Origin of the sequence: Paenibacillus sp. SZ31 (assembly GCF_012912005.1) — a bacterium.
In the GTDB taxonomy this organism is placed as follows: domain Bacteria; phylum Bacillota; class Bacilli; order Paenibacillales; family Paenibacillaceae; genus Paenibacillus.
The window spans coordinates 1-19,487 of sequence record NZ_JABBEA010000011.1 but is presented as its reverse complement, the minus strand read 5'-3'; the positions used below and the strand labels follow the sequence as shown (position 1 = coordinate 19,487).

Sequence of the window (19,487 nt, the reverse complement as noted above, 5' to 3'; positions counted from 1 at the left end):
AATACATAATCTAAAGTTATATTAACATACATATTATATATTTTATTTATATATCGACTCCATTTATAGTTTAGTTATGAAATCCAATACAAGAGACAAGGAAAGGAACATGTGAAGATGAAAAATATAAATATGACCGACCCACAGCATACCTGGACCCAAGTCGACGACTACATGAATAATCTGCTGATTCCCTCGGATACCTTGTTGGAGCAAACACTGCAAACCAATGCCGAAGCTGGACTGCCCGCTCATGACGTAACACCGAATCAAGGAAAGTTACTCCAGCTCCTGCTTCAAATCCAAGGTGCATCCCGTGTACTTGAAATCGGCACACTGGGTGGGTACAGTACCATCTGGATGGCAAGAGCGCTACCTGAACATGGACACATCGTCTCACTGGAATCCGAACCACACCATGCGGACTTGGCACGTGCCAATCTCACACGTGCAGGACTGATGCACAAGGTCGACCTGAGAGTTGGTCCTGCCCTGACCACCCTTCCCGATGTTCAGGAAGAATACAGGGAACCGTTTGATATGATCTTCATCGATGCGGACAAACCGAGTAATCCCGATTATCTGAGATGGGCCCTACGACTGACTCGGCCGGGGAGTCTTATTATTGGTGATAATATCGTCAGGGACGGTGAAGTGATCCGTGCAGACAGCACGGACCCCAGAGTTCAGGGCGTTCGATCCTTCCTGCAGTTGATTGCCAGTAACCCCCGGCTTGAAGCTACAGCACTGCAAACCGTCGGTAGCAAAGGTTACGATGGTTTCGTCATCGCTCGTGTGATTGATACCCCTATACCAAAATAAACAGTGGTCAATTCTTCCGCAAATTCTCCTTTCCTGTTAAACTGGAATCACTGCACAGGCAGACTGGAGGGAACCACTTGAGAGTTTTACGACATATTCATGATGAAATTCGCGGCTGGTCCCGCAATATTCAACTGTTTTTCCTGGCAAGCATTCTGTATCAGATCGGAAATGGCATGTTCTCTGTCTTGTACAATCTGTACATTCAGGGTCTGGGCTATAATGATACAATGAACGGCCAGATTGTAAGTATTCAATCACTCGCAACAGCCATTATGTTTGTTCCTATCGGTCTATGCGGTGATCTGTTCAGCCGCAAGCGATTACTCATTACCGGGGCGTTATTCAGCGGAATCTTTCTGATCGGACGCTCCTTCGATTATTCGGCTACAGGACTGATCTGGTTCGCGGTATTCTCTGGCCTTTTCGCTGGGGTGTTCCAAGTACTGGCCATTCCTTATCTGGCGGAAAACGTCAAAAAAAGCCAGCGGCTGAAAATGTTCAGTTATTATTCATCTCTTGTGCTCGCTTCCCAGGTTCTTGGTAGCCTGGGTGGCGGTGTATTCGCAGATTTGTTACATACGGCAGGACTCGCCAAAGTGACCGGATTGCAGACGGTTTTATTTGTTGGTGGTGCAGCAACACTGGCTGCGTTTATTCCACTGTTATTTGTAACTGAAGGCAAGGCTGCTCCGCAGACAACAATTCCGGCGCAACCCGTTCTTCAACCCAATGCGGATCTAAAAGAAAGTTCAACGAATACCCCAAGCACGGACGATTCGATCACGAAGAAAAAAGATTCCCGACTGATTAGTCAGTTTATAGTGACTCAGTTGTTAATTGGATTAGGTTCCGGACTGGTTGTACCGTATCTGAATCTGTATTTCACCAATCGATTCTCGGTTTCTCTAAGCGGCATGAGCCTGTTGATTGCACTCGGTCAGATTATGACGATTGTCTCTATGCTGATTGGTCCTACCCTGGCGGCAAAGGTCGGGAGCGTACGAGCCGTTGTCATTTTCCAGGTCATGTCGCTGCCCTTCCTTCTATTAACAGGCTTCACCAATCTATTGTTCATCGCTTCGCTCAGTTTCCTATTCAGACAAGCATTGATGAACGCAGCCAATCCCATTCATTCAGCCATACTGGTGGATCGGATCTCGGACAAACGCCGCGGCATTGCCAATTCACTGATGCAGACCTCGTTCATGATTGGTTGGGCGACCATGGGACCTGTTCAATCCTATCTGGTCACCACGTACGGAACGTATTGGGGTTACGCGATCACATTCAGCATCACAGGCTGTCTATACGTTATTTCATCACTGATGTACTTTGTAATGTTCAGAGAACCCAAACCTTCCGCTACGGCTCTCGCAGGATCTTAATGAGTTAGACAGAAGCAGCCTGGGTTGTTCCGCAGATAACGCAACGTATCTCATCATCAGGAGTGATCACATATGAACATGAATCCTTCATTAAACCTGAATGCATACCTGAATCTCATACCACCTCATTCAACCGGTAGGCTAAACGGATGGAACTGATGCGCAAGCTTGGTTCCCACGTTGTCTTTCGGTTTTTTCTTAGTCTGGGTGTCTCTGTTCTTGGCGGATTGCTGTTCACAGCCATTCATACACCGATCCCGTGGTTGCTCGGGCCAATGGTATTTATGCTGCTTGGCTCCCAAGTCGCCAAATGGCCCCTCATGTGGCCTGCCTCCATTCGGGACTATGGCATTCTGATCGTTGGCTATTCGATTGGACTCACCTTAACAGAAGAGGCACTGCACGGCATTCTGCAACAACTTCCCATGATGCTGCTGATGACCCTGCTTTTAATCGGATTGTGTGTAATTACGGCCTACATCGCTTCAAGGGTGACTGATTTTGACTTTCCTTCTCTGCTGGTTGGCAGCATTCCAGGAGGACTCTCCCAGATGGTGTCCCTTGCAGAAGAGATGAAATCCATCAATCTGACGCTGGTTACCTTTTTGCAGGTGACTCGGCTAATCATGATCGTCTTCTGTGTTCCGTTCTTGCTGTTCAGTCCGTGGATTGGAGGTACCGCAGGTGGCGGTTCAGGTCAGCCGCTCATTGATATAGCAACGTGGGGTGCTCTTTTCCCCGAGATTCTCCTCTATGCCCCGCTCTGTGTAGCGGGTGCGTGGATTGCACGCAAACTCCGGTTTCCGACGGCCTTTATGCTGGGTCCCATGATCGTCATGTGTGTCATTCAAATAAGCACAACGCTGCACACGCCAAGTCTGCCAACATCCCTGCTGAACGTATCGCAATTGATGATTGGCAGTCACGTTGGACTGATGCTCAAGCCGGAACAGTTGCAACGTAAAGCGCAGACGGTGACCCTAGCGGTGATTAGCAGTGTGCTGCTCATTGCTGGTGCGCTTGGATTGAGTTATCTGTTAATGAATGTGTTCTCTCTCTCGGCGGCTACCTCACTACTCAGTATGGCCCCTGGCGGCATGGATCAGATGAGTATCATGGCACATGAAGTGAATGCCGATCTTTCGGTTGTATCCGGATATCAATTGTTTCGCATTCTCTTTATTTTCTTCATCGTCTCTTCCGTACTGAAGATGATTCTCGTACATATGTTGAAAAGAAAGAAAGCAGATCCCTCACTTCAATGACTATTTTTTGCCCCGATTCCATGACAAAGAGAGTATCCACTTGATATCACATCCTGCGGATACTCTCTTTTATTTGTACAGACTCATCTTCAGCAATACTCACATTACCTTTGGTGCGGTTTCTTGCTCCAACCAGGTTAGAATATCAAAGGCTTCCTGATCGGTGCTACCACACATCTCTTCCTCAGCCTGCAATCCACTGCATACAGCAGGACGATCTTTTTGGCCAAAAATTCCGCAGCGATTATCATCGGTAAGCTGCACACAGCGTACACCTGCCGGCTTGCCATGAGCCATGCCCGGTATCGGTGATGATATGGAAATCGCGATACAACATGCGGCACAGCCTGTCCTGCATTCCATATTTGTTTCCTCCTAATTTTAATACTTATAGTACTTACAATAGTGTTCAAAAAGATCGATTTTCAGTACCAAGAAGATGGGATGAAGATAGAACCTCTTATATTATGAACGATTTACCCAGGTCCACGTTCGAGCGAGCCCCTGCGCGATTCTTCGATTCATGCTTGCATTGGAGAAATAACCTCCATGACTTAGTGGATTCCAACTCATTGCCACGCCGCCAGAGTTCACTTCAATATCTTCTTTGACGGCTTTCTCATAAGCCGGATCAATGGGACGCAGCGGATAACCCAGGATATCATCCCGATCATAGAAGTTCACCCATTCCCCTTCCAGCCCGGCATAATAGTGATTCACATGGGAGGAGGGCACCTGAATCGGGCGACTAAAGTCATGATAACGCAAACTCCATAAGGGCAGGGTTGTACCGAACGAGTAAAAATTGGTCAGGGTGTCCCCCCGTTCCAAAGCCGAGTTCACATCCACAATCTCAGGAACACGACTGGACGGATATTGCAGATCGTAGAAGAAGTTACTTGCGATTACGGCACCCAAACTATGAGCAACCACACAGAGCGGAGCTTCCGGTCCATTACGCTGTGCAAGGGTATGCAGTGCCTGATTCAACGTTCGATGTACAGCATCATAGTTATGGCCTTGATTCTCCACCGGTTGATAAGCAACCGCATCAGCCAGGTAGTGGATGACAAATCGGCGCAACGCCTGAAAGTTCAATCCCGGAGAGCTGACGAGCTGTTGAAAGAGCGCCTCTTCCCGCTCCTCAAATACATCCGCCCAATATACAGGCTCGATATCCAGCATCTGTTTGGAGGCTCCAGGCAAGACCATCACCTTGTCCAATTCCTTATGCAAACAAGCAATCAGCTTGTCCGCGTACCCATCCTTCCGCATACCCAGCCCATGAATGACCATCACCGCAATACGTGTCATGGCTCTCCTCCTCATCGATTGACTAGGATCTCTTTCTCCACCATATGAATGCCACGACTCGAACATGCCTGAAGCTTGTTTTGTCAGAAGAACCTTTCCAACCACCATTATTTTAAAAATGTGATTCTTCCATTTTATACACAGTTTACCATTATTGTCATGAAAATAACGATCTTACTAGAGTACAGGGTTGGATTCAAACCAGCCCTCCTCATCAAACCGTACGTGAGGTTTTCCCTCACACGACTTTCCGATGTTTGTCATTCATCGGCATGCGGATCACAATAACGTTTTTACTCCATACATATTGGCAATATATTTGAATTCAGCTCCTGTGCTATCTCTTCTTCGCATAGCACAGGGTTAATCGGTTTCAATGCATTATCTTTCAATCCATGCCATTCCCTTTACGCCGGAGGGTTCTTCGCTGTTGTCCCAAGTTCTGCACAGCTTCCTCGGCCTTCGTCCATTGTCACAAGACTCGGCTCCCTCTTTTCCCCTTCGTAGGGCCCTTTTGACGACGTGGCAGGATTCACTTGATGTTGCGGCCTGGCTTGTCGCTCGCCCGGGATCTGACCGATTCTTTTGTCGATGCGCTTTTACACACAGATCTCGTCATGTGCAAGCGTCCTGGCTACAAAGGTGGCATGGCCCCTCCTTTGATTGGACTTTCACCAAATAGATAATGCGTGCCTCTGGGTACGTACATAATAAGTATCACAAAAGGTAAATATAAAGAGAGCCAACTTAAATTATATAATTGAGTCTTTTTTGTTTAAAATGCTGGAAACAAGGAGATGTATGTATATGTAACTAAAGATAGCAGTCATTGTTATACACGGCTTAGGTAAACAACATGAGGATTTCGCAACAATATTCAGTGATAATCTACATAAGACCTTTACTACAGTTAGTGGAATGAAAAATCCTGAGTTATGTATAGAAATTAGACCGGTGTGGTGGGCATCTGTTTTTGCTGAGCGCGAGGAAGAGTTAAAAAGGAAGTTAGTAGGAGCACCATATAATCTCCGATACGAAGAACTTAGAGAATTCATGATTCATTATTTGGCAGATGCTGTTGCATACCAGCCTTTAAGGGACGGTGGAGAACAAAACTACGACGCTGTGCATCATACGATAAGCAAGCAACTGAATCGCATAAGTATCGAAGTTGGGCCGGATACTCCTCTCTGTGTGGTTTCACATAGCTTAGGTAGCGTGATCGCTAGTAATTACTTTTACGATCTGCAAAACGCTAAGGAAAAAACAAAAATAATTGATCCTAGTTCTGCTTTAGAACGAGGAGAAACCTTATCGCTTTTCTATACTTGTGGAACTACCCTCCCTTTATGGAGTCTGCGTTATACTTCCTTTGATCATCCAATCCAAGTACCAAGCAAGGATTTTTCAGCCATGTATCCGAATATAGCTGGGGAATGGACTTTGAATAAATCCAAGTACATTACCTTCTGAAGGGATCTCTTTCAATCAATCCACCTAAAAAACAACCCCAATCTAATATATAACGGTTGGGGCTTGTCTAAACTAAAAATCCTCTTCAATTTATCAATCCAAATTAGTAATCATAAGATATTGGCATTCCTGCTGGGAATGAATTGCGAGCTGCTTCCCGAACTTGCACAACATCATCAGATTTAATGGGTACTACTTGATCCACAAATTAATAATATAGCTAAAAATAACATAAATCTAATCATAAGTGCTCGCAAAAGCAATCCCAGCAATTTGAAACTGTTCACACTCTGTAAATTCAGGTTGTGTTTCAATCAATCCGTAGACAACATTGGCTGCCCGTTGTGATAATGATCTTCATCAACTTGATGTCAGAATTAACCCTCACATTTCTATGTATTCTTCTTTACCAACCTTACGAGTAAACAAATTGACGATGACCGTGTATGAGAAGCGATAATTTTTACTTTGTTCTCTCACAGCCGCCTTATTCATAGGGTAATAATGCAATCTATTGTCTCCTCCCTCCTATATAATTGCTATTATAAATTCAAAAAAACCGAAAAATATCCCTTTTAATTCAAAAAACTTCTCACTAGTTTTAGCCAGTGAGAAGTTTTTTCATTCAACGTTTTGTAGAAAGCTACTCAATAAGAGTAAAAAAGTTACCCTCACCGAACAGCCACAGTTAAACATGCGTTTGAACTTTTTTTAATCCTCTAATACCAGGCCTGTTGATTATCCAGTAACAGGGAATAAAATTTGAAAAGAGGTCTTGCCTTTAGTAGAATCGATAGTTACCATACCAAGGATTCGAAAAAGGAGACCTCTCATGAAAAAGATTACCCCATTTATGAATATTGTGCAAACATTACTTAGCGAAGAAGAAGTGGAAGCCGTTGTGCAAGCTGTCGGGTACCACGACAAAGGAAAGAAATTTACGGTGTATACCTTGTTTCAATTTCTAACCCATGCTGCGGCCAGAGAGTGGGAAAGTTATCGTGCCGGTGTGGACAGAGCGATACTTTGCGGATTGCCTTCCGTGAATTATTCGACGTTCTCCAAGAAGGCTGCGGATGTCCCTTATGAAGTGTTCAAACGTTTGTTTGAAATCGTAGCTGCCCAATGCAACCGCTCAACCCGGCGGAAACTGCGGATTCCTTCCGCCCTACTGCTCGTCGATTCGACAACCATCACCGTAGGCCAAACGAGATTGCCTTGGGCCGTATTCCATGGCAAACGCTCGGGCGTCAAGCTTCATGTGGCTTACGACGCTTCAGCCAACCTGCCCGCAAAAGTCGTGGAAACGGTCGCGACCAAGCATGATGGACCGATGGGGGAAAAGCTTGCAAACCCCGACTTTATTATGGTGGAGAACCGTGCCTACGGAAAGATTGAGCGTTTTGATACGTACGCCACACAGCAACAATATTTCGTGATTCGCATCAAAGAAAACATGACAATGACAACGCATCGTTCGCTGCAGCGTCAAGTCGTGGAACATTCGAATGTGACGCGGGACATCACGTGCAGACTTGGCACCGAACAATGTCGATCCGAAAAACGCCATCGGGTCGTATTTTTTCAAGATGATCATGGCAACGAGATTCGTGTCGTCACCAATCTCTTGCATCTGTCGGCTGAACAAATCGCGGCGATCTACAAGGCCAGGTGGGGCATCGAAGTATTCTTTCGATGGATCAAGCAACATCTGAATGTATCTAGGTTATTCGGCACAACGGAAAATGCCGTATATGGACAATTATTCGCTGCTTTAATTGCTGATGTCCTTCTCCAATGGCTGTACAACAGCACTCAGCCGTTCATCATGAAGTGCAAATCACTGGCGCTCGTTTCTTTCGTGCGCTTGTTCCTTCTTGGACAACTTTCTCCCGAATGGCGAGTCGCTATTTCCTTATTGCTAGACCGTTGCAAGCTTAGTATTAACCCAATTATTGGTTAATCAACACGCCTGGTATGGAAGTCCTGAACTGTAAAGTTATATACCGTTACTGGGTTATCGTGCTTAACAAACTCAACCTTATCAATCGTTAAGTTGCTTCCACCAGCTTTTTGAAGTTTATCGCCCACTTGAAGTTCATCAGCGAAGACCCATCCATTTCCCTCAAATTGTCAGTCGTCTCGATGATTTGCTCCCCAACGTGCAATTTAATAATATCATCACGTTGGTTGCGATATAAAGCAGATACTTCTTTATAAGCTAATTCGCCATTAGAATCATATTCAGACTTCGCAAGAACCTGATCTCCGACTTCAACGTCTTCGATATTTTTATCTCCTTCGGCAGTCAATATTTTGGTTCCTGCAATAAAGCAGTTACAAGACTTGAATTTTCCGCTAAGAACGTTGGAGGAAGCACCTTTTATCGATCCTACAAAAAATAGCGCTGCTAGATTGCCCATATCGACTTGTCCGTAAGTTCGAGCTTCATTATCGGCTCCATATACCGCCAATTTAGCCATTCTACAATACAAATCTCGAGTATTTGCATCAAAAATTAAACCCGCTTTTTTCTGCTCAATATGAATTGTCAGCGTACCAATATCGTAAGCAAATTGATCCACATTATTGTACGAACCATTTTGAAGTTTGTTGTAAATAAAATTTCGCAACTTCGTTTCGACCGGATCGCCATCACACGTCGTTGCACCTTCGCATTGTTTGTTCCCTGTTGGATCAACATAGCGTAACGGATTGTTGAGCACATACGTATACAAATTTTGAGTCAGCGGATCATCGAGTTCGCCATTATAAGCATCCTCATTCAGGAACCGCCCCTCAGCAGGGTTATACCACCGTGCTCTCAAATATTGCAGTCCAGTTGTGTCATCCCATAGCTCACCAGCATATCGGAAAGGGTTGTGTACTTTCTCTTCTTGGGACTGAGTATTTCCCCAAATATCGTACACATAGCGGTTGAGAACCTCTCCGTTTACATCACGAAGCTCTGTCACATCCCCATGTCCGTTCACTTGCACATATGCTTTACTGCCATCTGCATACTGGATTGCTTCCAGTTTCTCTCCCCGGATATAGCTGGCTTTCAGTGTTGGGGTACCACTGTTTACTTCGGCTTCCGCAATAATTTGTGCACGATCGTCGTAGTAATAACGCGTAGTTTTGCCATTTTCCAATCGTTCAACTAATAGATTATCGCCATTATACGTGTAACCAACCTGCTTGTCGCCTTTTTGCACGTTCGTTAAGCGATTCCTTAAATCATACGTATATGAAGCATCAGTGATGTTAGATTCCGCTTCGGAATCAAGAGTCAAGCGGTTACCCTGTTTGTCGTACTGATAGGCCTCGTTATTCACGCTTGAGGTAAAAACCCGATCCAAATTGTCGTACGTAAACGAATCCTTTTCAGAGGAACTGTCGCACTTGGCTTGACAACCCGTCATAATAAAAACCTTTACCTGATTCCATTACGTGCTCCTGATAGTCAAAATCTAAATCAACATAGGATTTTTTGATAAATGGATCATACACACCCCAGCTTAGATAGGTGCTTCCTATCGCAACAGTCTTCGGCTCATCCATTACCCAGTTTGTTTTTTAGCACTTATTCATGTCTTCTACGATACGCGAGACTCCAATCTCTAAAATCCCTTTAACGAATTCTAAGCGTTCCTGGTAGGCAGACTCAATTTCATTTAGTGATATACAATTCATATTAACTGTTTTGTCATTTATCTTGTTTCCCTTCGCTCGATCCCTTGTTGTATCCGCAGCATTATAGATCATCCTTGGATGAACTTCTTTCAGTTCACTCCTTTATTATTGAACGCAAAAAAGCGAGACTCCACGGAGGAATTTCGCTTTAGGCATACAATGACATATTTATTTGGGGTACTGTAGTAACAATGAAACTCTTAGTGCCTCTAGCAGTGTAGCAAGATACTTTGTAAAACACTGATTAGGAGGCATTAACGTCTTCTCGCTCGATAGAGTGGGTACACGTTGTTTTTCATTGTTCCATGATTAATGATGCGTGTCATGTCCAATGTTCATAAGATGGCATCTTCTCTTAATGAGTACATGCCTAAATACAATCATTATGAAGTATATACATTAACATTGCTCTTATCATACAGGATATTTTGTATCCTCTCAACCTACTCTTCAAAAAAATTTGCTTTATTATTCTAAACAATAATGTGGAATTAAAAGGACCTTGAGAATTAATACTCTCAAGGTCACTTTTTACTCTAGTCGATCGTCAAATGTTTAGAACTATAGTCTAATCTTGACTCTCTTCTTTATGTTTTCTAATCATCTCAAGAAGCTCTTCCTCGCTATTTATGCGTACTGAATCCGTATATTCCCAATCGAAATAAGGTGCGAGATTTACCGCAATATCCTCCCACGTATCTCCATCGTTATTCAGAAGAATTTGCTTTATTTTGTTAGTAATTAATTCAAAATCTAGCCGACTAACGATAAAATACCTCGCACCTGCTATAATATCTGAGCCATCTTTAAGTTCTCTTTCCAGCGCTTTTGGAGATATTATTCCAAAGTCAAAATTATACGCACCTGTATCATCTTTAGTTCCGATGCAAGCAGTGCCTGACAGATAAAAATCATCTCCAATGTCCTCTGTTTCTGTAAACTGTAATTTGCCATGAATATTAGGGTTCCCTGTAATGATGAGATCTTTCAATACTGGTTTGATCATATTAGTACACCTCTTATAGTAACTATTTTATTTGAACATGATAGTTTGTAAGCTTGTCATCTTTTAGCCATTTAAAAGGTTGAGTAAACGTCTCGAAATTAGCCTCAAGTATATTATCTTTTCCTGGTTTATTCATGACTCTAACTCGTTTCGTACCACTCTGACTATAATACCACTTATATCCATACTGAGTAGCAATGCTAAAATTAGGACCTACAAAACTTTTTGCTCCTTCGTGAACGATACCTAAAGAAGCTGTACCTGAAAGTCCATCATTTTTCTTAGAATTGTTGGCCAATTTAGCCAAATCAGCGCCTGTACCAGTGAAACAATTTGTATTATGAACCCAAATCCCTAAATCCGTCACATAATAGGTATGGAAGTCTTTAACCGTAAAGTTATATACCGTTACTGGTTTGTCGAGCTTAATAAACTCCACTTTTTCAATCGTTCGATTAGTTCCATCAGCCTTTTGAAGCTTGTCACCAACGTGAAGTTCATCAGCAAAAACCCAACCTCTGCCTTCTACCCAAAACGGATGATTGTTCGTTGTCTCAATGAGTTGTTCTCCCACATGCAATTTAATAATATCATCACGTTGGTTGCGATATAAAGCAGATACTTCTTTATAAGCTAATTCGCCATTAGAATCATATTCAGACTTCGCAAGAACCTGATCTCCGACTTCAACGTCTTCGATATTTTTCTCCCCGTCATTAGTTTGAACCTTAGTCCCGGCAACAAAGCAATTGCAACCTTTTGATGCAGGAGCTTTCGTTTTACCGGTAGTTTTCCCACTGCTCTTAGAAGCCGTACCTGTAGCAGTACCCATTGCAAGTATTGCAACATATTCTGCTGCTTTCCCTTTAATCAATTCATCTACTAACTGTTCAGTGGCCCAGCTAATACTACCCGCAGATTTAGAATAAGTGCTCTTGCCCAATGCCATGTCATACAAGTAATTAAATTGATTTCTGCTAAGAAACGAATCAAAGTTATAACGATCTCGAATGGTATTCTTATGCAGGCTAAATAATGAAATATTGATTCTAGCTTCCTTCAGCAGATATCTGAGCTCTGTAGCGTAGGAAGGCTCTGCCATATGACCACTTGGATCCACATATGATAATGGATTGTTCTTCACATACGCATACAAATTCAAACTCAACGGATCGTCCAATTCGCCCTCAAACGTATCCTCATTAATAAATCTACCTGTATCCGGATCATACCATCGCGCTCGTAAATACTGTAACTGAGTGGTATCATCCCATAGCTCGCCAGAATACAGGAAAGGATTGTGAACCTTTTCCTCTTTCGATTCCAGATTGCCCCACACGTCATACTGATACTTGTTCAGTAATGCGCCATTGACATCCCGCAGCTCGGTAATATCTCCGTGCCCGTTGGTCTGAACATACGCTTTGCTGCCATCTGCATAGGCGATCGCTTCCAGCTTGGCACCGCGAATATAGTTCGCTTTCAATTCTGGCGTATCGTTGCGTACTTCCGCTTCTGCAATAATCTGAGCGCCATCATCGTAATAGTAACGCGTAGTGACACCATTCTCTGTACGCTCGACAAGCAGATTGTCACCGTTGTACTGATATCCCACTTTTGCCGTATCTGTGGTGACTTGAGTCAAACGATCTCGAGTATCGTACTGATACTGGCTGGTCACCGCGTTAACTTCTTTGTCGGATTGCATCGTCAGACGGTTGCCTTGTTTATCATAGGTGTACCGCTCGTTATTACCACTTGCCGTGGTAATGCGATCCAGTTGATCATACGTAAAGTCATCCTGCACACCCTGCTGCACACGCTTCGTTATATTTTTGTTGCTATCATAACTGTAGTTGTACACGCTCAGTGTAGTTTGATCCCGCACTTGCTCAAGAGCTACCAGATCCAGACCGTTATACGTATTGCGATCATTCACACCATTTTGAGACTGAGACGTCTTAAACAATCCGTTCAGATAATAGACGTACTGTGCATCCGGTGAATCTTTCACCGTACCGACCGATGTCATGCGGTTCATCGCATCATACGTATAGTAAACTGTATTGCTAAATGGCCCTTTCATCTCGGTACGATTTCCACTGAGATCATAAGTGAACTCGGTGGTCATTCCATCCGGATAGGTTATTTTTGTCAAATGCTCCGTCGCTGGATCATATTGATAGCCCGTCGTACCAGTGCGGTCTGTCATGCTGGTACGTTTCCCTACGGCATCGACAGCATAGCTAATCGTTTCGTCCGAGCTCACTTTACGGATAAGGTTGCCACGCTGGTCATACTCATACGTAAACATATTTGCATTACGATCCACATATTTAGTAAGGTTGCCGCCAAGTGTATAGTAGCTTTTCGTGCTATTGCCCGACTTGTCCTTCGTCTGGATACGTCGATTCAACTGATCATACGTGTTCTCTTTAATGTTACCCGCTGGATCAATCGTCTTGAGCAGATTACCAGCTAGGTCGTAGCTGTATTGTGTCTGTTCTCCATTGGCGCTGGTCACTTGGCGGAGCTGACCCATGACATCGTAACTGAACGCAGTCACGTTCCCATTGCCATCCGTTTGCTCCAGCGCTTGACCGCTAATGGTATCGTATTTATTTTTTTGCAGTGTTCGGAGAACCTGATCCAGCTGCGTTTTTTCCTCGGTTTTGATGCCTTTGCCCCACTTATCATAAGTAGCAATTTGCATGTATCCTTCGGCATCCGTGCTTGTTGCTGTGCGAGCTACATCATCGTATTTCATGGATATGGACGTACCGTCGGCTCCGGTATTCGTCACCACACGGTTCCAGTTATCGTACGTATTGCGCGTGCGGTTACCCAGTGCATCGTCTGTCCAGGCAGCCCGTCCATAGGGATCATATCCGGTACGTTGAGAGACTACATAGTTGTTTCCTGAGAAATAACCATTCTCGATGGCCTGCCCCAGTGAATTCCACTTCTGTAACCGTTGCTGACCAGACTCATCCGTCACTTTGATCGTATTATTGATATCATCGTAGTCCGCACGGAGCTTTGTTCCATCCGTTTGTGTTACCTCAATGGTACGACCAATCGCATCCACACGATACTTGGTAGTACGTTGCTCTGCATCTGTAGAGGAGATTAAGTCACCTGTAGACATATCATATTCCGATGATGTACTTATAGGTGAAGTTTGCCCGTCCACATTGATCACTGACATGCTTAGACGCGTTGGAAATGCATTTTGATAACGACCATCATATTCGAGTGTAGCATTTCGTTCCTGTTTACCGTCCGATACCCGCTGAGTTAATAGGTTACCATAGGCATCATAGGTGTAATCTGCCTGTGTCAAGAGTTCCCCACTGGTACTGTCTTTACGGTTCACGATTTGCTTGATGTTACCCAGGTTATCGCGTGTAAGAGCCGTATATTTCTTGTTCGTTGCGTCCACCATGTCGATTACACTCGTCATCCAGTGTCTGGTGTCATCATACGTGCTGGTGGTGGTGCGTCCCGTTGCATCCGTCACTGAAGTAATGTTTCCATAATCATCCAACTGTATAGTGGTGGTTAAGACGTCTTTAGCCTGGTTATCCGTTAAGGTAGTTACCGTTGGTGTTGGTGCAGCATAACTACGTCCTTTGACAGTTTTACCATAGGTATTGGTTGTTGTTTGGGTCTTACCCTCTGCACTAACAATGCTTCCGTCCAGATAGAACTGGGATGGTGTGTCATTGTTAATAAAATCCTTACGGTAGTTATATAGCGTATTGGTTAATCCATTACTTACCGAGACAGCAAAGGTTGTGTCCTTTGAAAAGGTTGCCCCTATATCTGAGGTGTAGCTATACGTCTGGCGGTTGAAATCCTCTGTTGATCCATTTTCATACGTAATCTGATCTTTACGAGAAAGCACACGATAGGCATCATTGAACGAATCTTCACCAATGTAACGCTTAACTGTTCCATTCTCATATTCATAGAACGTTTTGGCACCCGTGTTATGTTGTACAGATGTCAGCAATGCATATGGATTAAGCGCCGCACGTTCAGGGCTAAATCCAGGCAGGTTAAACTTGGCATCAGCCAGTTTGTAAGAATACGTCGTTTTTCTTCCTAGCGGATCAATGACAGAATCAAGCAACTCTATACCATTTTTCGTCTGTTTGTTATAGGTGACTGTACGATTCCCCTGCACAATTGTTACGGCTGAAGATGTATAACTAATGCTTATCGTATTACCTATAGCATCCTTCACTTGGGTTAACAGTTTGCTGTTATATACCGAGTTATTCTCATAGAAAAATTGAACATCATTTTTCTGCCCATCGGCGATCTGGAGTAGACGTCCATCCGCAGAAAAATATTGCTTGGTTAATCCGTCTGAAGAAGTCACGACAAGAGATGAGGTTTCTCCATTTACCGTTGCCGAGGTATCCGATTTCACTGCAATACCTTCCCAGTCGTACCCTTTAAGCATATTACCTGCAATTTCATAGCGGCCACCATCTGCCATGTTCATATACGACTTGCCATTCTCAGTTTCAATGTAAGGCAGTTTCCAAGACCATCCCTTACCAAGTGGTGCTTGTTTGTCTGCAGCGGCAGGAACCGTTTTGTTGTAGTAGGTGACATCAAAGTTACTACCTACTTGATAAGCTCGTATCTCAGCAGATGGACTAGAAGCCAGATAATAGTTGTAACTACTATCCATTGAAGTAGAGATCCCTTTTCCAGCATTACTATTTACGTTGTTTTTCAAATCGTTAACTGTTGACCAATCGGGTGTACCATCCGTGTATAAAGTGATGGCTTCAGCCGGACCTTCTGTTACTTCTTGCTCTACCCAAGGCTGCTCTCGCACGGAATAAGCATAACGATACTGATATGGAGCCTTACCTGCAATCCAAGAATCATAACGTTGTTGAGAGTATTGCCCAGGCTTAACGACACTTCCGACATAAGATTGAGAATATACTCGGGTGTCTGATTCTGGAATTGAAACTGAACCGTTATAACGTGCTTCCCATGTTTTAGTACACACATAATTCGCTACCGATTTATCTGGTGATGGGCAAGCTTTCGTAGCCGTCACCGAGGAACGGGTAAGCGTAATCGTTTTGCCCTCGACTGTCGCTGTTTTCGTATCTGGACATGGGCTACCTGAACCTGTCTGAGTCCAGACACCTTTAGAGTCATATTTTCCTGGAATGGAGTTCGTGCACGTCTGCGTTGGTGCAGTAATTGTACGTGCAGGCTGATATTGTCCAGAAATGACCTGAGCACTACCTGATTTGTTTAGAGTACCGCTAAATCCACCCTGATTGTAACTTATACTCGAAGGTAAAGTACTCAGACTTCCACTACGGGTTTGTTGCTCGGTACGGCTTTCCGATGGATTCCAAAATGCGATTTGTGTACTTGCCGCTTTTCGAGCATCTGCTTCGGTCGTATACGTACCTTGCAGGATGGTCGGTGTTTCCACCACGATCGTGTCATTATCTTTTATACCATCGCCATTGTAATCTTCTTGAACCCACTTGTTAAGTTTGTATTTCACATGATATTTGGTAATAATTTTTTTCTTCACTGCCTGGTAGGTGAGAAAATAATTGTAGACCGGATACTCATATGTATTCGTTCCCACTGCTGGATCATAAAACTGGGCTGAATTCGAGTTATATTGCCTTTCCAATGAAAAGGACATCCCTGCACGTCCAGGCAAAGACGCATCAACATGCTCCAACATAAGGCCACCACTCATCGTTGAAATGGTTTCTCCGTTTTCACCCACGGTATAAGGAGCCTCGTTAAACGAATTTTTACTATAGACTGGTGCTTTTTCAGCGATATGTTTTCCCGGATCTGGAATACTCGTTTGTCCTGCAAGTGGTTTCACATCTGATTTTGACTTTTGCTTCGATGGGGATGATGACTCGGATTGCTTTTTATTCGCATTTGAAGCATCATTATTCTCCTTAACCTGTCCCTTGTCAGGCACAGATTTTGATACTTTTTCCGAGATATTCTTCGGTTCTGACTTCGATTCCATCGACGTAGAAGGTGTGCTTACTGCACCCCCTTGTGATGATGATGTTTCCTTAGTCTCAGCAGCCGGCTTTCCTTCAAGGGTAGAAGTGTTTTCGCTTGAAGGTGCTGTCGGTTCTTGACCTACATCCTGATTCGTTTGAGGTGCGGTGTCATCATCAGTTGTAGTTTCTGTCGGTGGTGCTGTTTCTTCAGTTCCTTCAGACTCTTTTTCACCTTCCGATTGATCATCTGGATCAACCTGTTCTTTTTCCTCATCCTCAGCGCTTTTGTCTTCCTCTTCTTTCGGTTCGTTTTCTTTCTCAAGGTCTGTATCTGGCGGGGCAGTCAGTTCCTCTTCAACTGTGAACGTTTCATACCGCTGTATAATGCTGGATTGATCGGCTTCCACACCTGTGATTGGTGCTATCTCAGCGACAATAGAGTCCGTATAGACGTCACTCGTGACCGTAGCGGATTCATTCACTTCCTGCGGACGTACTGCCTGCAAGGCTTCGTCAAATCCAATCTGTTCGTCTCTAGCTTTATAAAGAGCTGAAATCACTTCATTCAACGTATAACCTTGATCCAGATAGCCCTGGATAAAACCTTCTGTCCTGTCAAACTGCTCTGCAATAAGAGAAAGGGACTCCAATGGAGAAGGATTTTGGCCTGTAGAAACATCTTGGTCTTTCTGCTCTTCTGCATATGTAGTAGCCGGTATCCAATTTCCGAAAAGATTTAGCACTACTGAAAAGATAAGAATAATATTTATTAACTTCTTCATTTTAGAATGTTTCAACTAGATTTCGCTCCGTTCAATAATTAGTAGCTGCAAAGTGCTTATAGTCTATGGATTAACTACTGTTGTCTTTTTCAGATTCCCATTTTTATCGTATTCATAAGTTATTTTCTTACCCGATTCATACAAGATACTCGTGAGTTGACCTGAAGAATTATAGATGTAAGAATATTTTTCAATTCCTCTTTTTTTCACCGTGTTACTTGCTTCGGATTCTTGACCTAATATGCCTTTAGTTGTGACATAAAAATTGTATTCTTTATTAGGGTCTAGATTTCCGATGGTTATAGTCTTATCTTTTGTCGTTTGAATCATTTGATTGTTCTGATAAATATTATACCTATCCCAGTCATTCTGGCGTTCATGGTCCCATGATAACTGTACAGAATTGGCACTTGTAACCTTCAGCTTTAGATTGAGAGGCTTCTCAACTGGTAATACCTCACTAGGTTGATCATTAATAGTTATGAGTTTAGGACTGGGTATGGAACCAATGCCGTAAATTTTTCCCCAAATGTAGACATCAGATGAATTACTCACAGCAGCACTATTTTCTGATCCAGCATTAATACTATAAATATCTTTTAATCCTGGTACTGGTTCGGGAGATAGACCTTCAACAGTTTTACCATTTCCAAGTTGTCCCCACGAGTTTTTTCCCCATGCGAGCACCGAACCGTCATTTTTTAGAGCCAGAGCATGTTCTTTCCCTAACGCAAGCTGTTTTACATCTTTTATACTAGGATCCAACACAGGTTCTCCGTAAATTGTTGACTTAACCTCAGACGGGTAACCTTTTCCCCACCACCAAACAGAATTATTCTCATCAATAGCAGCCCCATATTGCTTACCATTACTTTGATAAATATGCTTTATCTTAACCGGTAAACTAATTTTGACTGGAACTGTTGCTTTATCTCCACTTGTACCAAGTTGATAGTTGTTATTTGACCCTATACCCCAAACAGAGCCATCTTTTTTAAGTGCAAAGATTGTGCCGGACAATGCATTACATTCAATTTCTACAACATCATCCAATCCTGGAATTGGTGCTGCTTTAGAGATAGCACTATCACCTACTTGCAACCCTCCCCATGCCCAGACTGTTCCTTCTGCTGTTAAAGCTGCACCAAAATTTAATCCTGTTACAATATCTTTCACGTGCTTATTCGATGTAAGATATTCATATTGATAACCTAATTTCCAACTCAGTACAGCCCCTTCCTTGGTGACACCATAGGTTTCATTAAGATTTGCTGAAGTAGCCACTATACTTTTAGCTAAAGGAATAGTTTTAATCTCACCTTGATTTTTATTCCCACTCCATCCTAATCCTCCATACGGATTAAAACCTGCGCCCCAAATCGAGCCGTCTCTTCCTAAAACATGATAGCTCTCGTATCCGAAAGAAATTTGATTAATTTGATTTATGACTTCACTTTTCTCGTTTTCTTCTTTTGCTGCTACTTTTTCAGGGATAATTGTTCCTAAAAATAAACTTAATAAAATTAATAACACAGTTAATATTCTACTTATCATTTTTCTAATAATTCACCCTTCTGTTTTTATTTAATTTCTCTTTTAAAAATAGACTCCACCTCACACCTATAAGCCTCACTCTTTTTCATATGACGGATTGTCAAACCAAGTGCGACAGTTCTTCTGCGAAAGATTCGTGAGCGGTCTTCCAACCCAAGCATTTT

The 19,487-nt window shown here is 43.2% G+C and carries 12 protein-coding genes; 5 read left to right on the top strand and 7 right to left on the bottom strand.

Going from position 1 to position 19,487, the window contains the following annotated elements; all coding sequences use genetic code 11:
• The first annotated feature begins 117 nt into the window (after positions 1–117).
• The 3 genes from HF638_RS19650 to HF638_RS19640 all read left to right on the top strand — a co-directional run bounded on the left by HF638_RS19650 (position 118) and on the right by HF638_RS19640 (position 3,475).
• A complete protein-coding gene (locus HF638_RS19650) occupies positions 118–822 on the top strand; it encodes an O-methyltransferase (protein ID WP_248278206.1) in 705 nt (234 codons plus the stop codon).
• Positions 823–899: 77 nt separating this feature from the next.
• Positions 900–2,210 (top strand): MFS transporter, encoded by a 1,311-nt coding sequence (locus HF638_RS19645; protein ID WP_169481683.1) that lies wholly within the window; start codon positions 900–902, stop codon positions 2,208–2,210.
• A gap of 149 nt (positions 2,211–2,359) precedes the next feature.
• Positions 2,360–3,475, top strand: a complete 1,116-nt coding sequence (locus HF638_RS19640; RefSeq protein ID WP_248278205.1) for an AbrB family transcriptional regulator — start codon at positions 2,360–2,362, stop codon at positions 3,473–3,475.
• Positions 3,476–3,574: 99 nt separating this feature from the next.
• On the opposite strand, the gene HF638_RS19635 is transcribed toward HF638_RS19640, so the two are convergent.
• Positions 3,575–3,838 (bottom strand): YkgJ family cysteine cluster protein, encoded by a 264-nt coding sequence (locus HF638_RS19635; RefSeq protein ID WP_169481682.1) that lies wholly within the window; start codon positions 3,836–3,838, stop codon positions 3,575–3,577.
• A 102-nt stretch (positions 3,839–3,940) separates the two neighbouring features.
• Positions 3,941–4,789, bottom strand: coding sequence for a chemotaxis protein (locus HF638_RS19630; RefSeq protein WP_169481681.1), 849 nt, complete (start codon positions 4,787–4,789; stop codon positions 3,941–3,943).
• Positions 4,790–5,707: 918 nt separating this feature from the next.
• Here HF638_RS19630 and HF638_RS19625 point away from each other — a divergent pair.
• Positions 5,708–6,262: a hypothetical protein gene (locus HF638_RS19625; protein WP_169481680.1), complete on the top strand. Its 555-nt coding sequence runs from the start codon at positions 5,708–5,710 to the stop codon at positions 6,260–6,262.
• An 832-nt stretch (positions 6,263–7,094) separates the two neighbouring features.
• Entirely contained in the window at positions 7,095–8,225 is a 1,131-nt protein-coding gene (locus HF638_RS19620; RefSeq protein WP_169481679.1) for an IS4 family transposase, read from the top strand.
• Here HF638_RS19620 and HF638_RS29070 read toward each other — a convergent pair.
• The 5 genes from HF638_RS29070 to HF638_RS19595 form a co-directional block, all read right to left on the bottom strand.
• Positions 8,222–8,353 carry a polymorphic toxin-type HINT domain-containing protein gene (locus HF638_RS29070; RefSeq protein WP_169481678.1) on the bottom strand — a complete coding sequence of 44 codons (132 nt, stop codon included), beginning with the start codon at positions 8,351–8,353 and terminating at the stop codon, positions 8,222–8,224. The two genes, HF638_RS19620 and HF638_RS29070, sit on opposite strands and share 4 nt — an antisense overlap.
• On the bottom strand, positions 8,314–9,600 hold the full coding sequence (locus tag HF638_RS19610; RefSeq protein ID WP_348982120.1) for an RHS repeat-associated core domain-containing protein: 1,287 nt from the start codon (positions 9,598–9,600) through the stop codon (positions 8,314–8,316). The genes HF638_RS29070 and HF638_RS19610 overlap by 40 nt, the downstream gene beginning before the upstream one ends.
• Positions 9,601–10,526: 926 nt before the next feature.
• Complete coding sequence (locus HF638_RS19605; RefSeq protein WP_169481676.1) at positions 10,527–10,964, bottom strand: Imm8 family immunity protein; 438 nt, start codon at positions 10,962–10,964, stop codon at positions 10,527–10,529.
• 22 nt (positions 10,965–10,986) lie between these two features.
• Positions 10,987–17,784: a polymorphic toxin-type HINT domain-containing protein gene (locus HF638_RS19600; RefSeq protein WP_169481675.1), complete on the bottom strand. Its 6,798-nt coding sequence runs from the start codon at positions 17,782–17,784 to the stop codon at positions 10,987–10,989.
• A 48-nt stretch (positions 17,785–17,832) separates the two neighbouring features.
• A complete protein-coding gene (locus HF638_RS19595) occupies positions 17,833–19,323 on the bottom strand; it encodes a fibronectin type III domain-containing protein (RefSeq protein WP_169481674.1) in 1,491 nt (496 codons plus the stop codon).
• Between the last annotated feature and the right edge of the window lie 164 nt (positions 19,324–19,487).

Coding starts and splice junctions, on each gene's coding strand:
- HF638_RS19650 (WP_248278206.1), top strand. CDS start 118: ATGAAAAATATAAATATGACCGACCCACAGCATACCTGGACCCAAGTC.
- HF638_RS19640 (WP_248278205.1), top strand. CDS start 2,360: ATGGAACTGATGCGCAAGCTTGGTTCCCACGTTGTCTTTCGGTTTTTT.
- HF638_RS19635 (WP_169481682.1), bottom strand. CDS start 3,838: ATGGAATGCAGGACAGGCTGTGCCGCATGTTGTATCGCGATTTCCATA.
- HF638_RS19630 (WP_169481681.1), bottom strand. CDS start 4,789: ATGACACGTATTGCGGTGATGGTCATTCATGGGCTGGGTATGCGGAAG.
- HF638_RS19625 (WP_169481680.1), top strand. CDS start 5,708: ATGAAAAATCCTGAGTTATGTATAGAAATTAGACCGGTGTGGTGGGCA.
- HF638_RS19620 (WP_169481679.1), top strand. CDS start 7,095: ATGAAAAAGATTACCCCATTTATGAATATTGTGCAAACATTACTTAGC.
- HF638_RS19605 (WP_169481676.1), bottom strand. CDS start 10,964: ATGATCAAACCAGTATTGAAAGATCTCATCATTACAGGGAACCCTAAT.
- HF638_RS19595 (WP_169481674.1), bottom strand. CDS start 19,323: ATGATAAGTAGAATATTAACTGTGTTATTAATTTTATTAAGTTTATTT.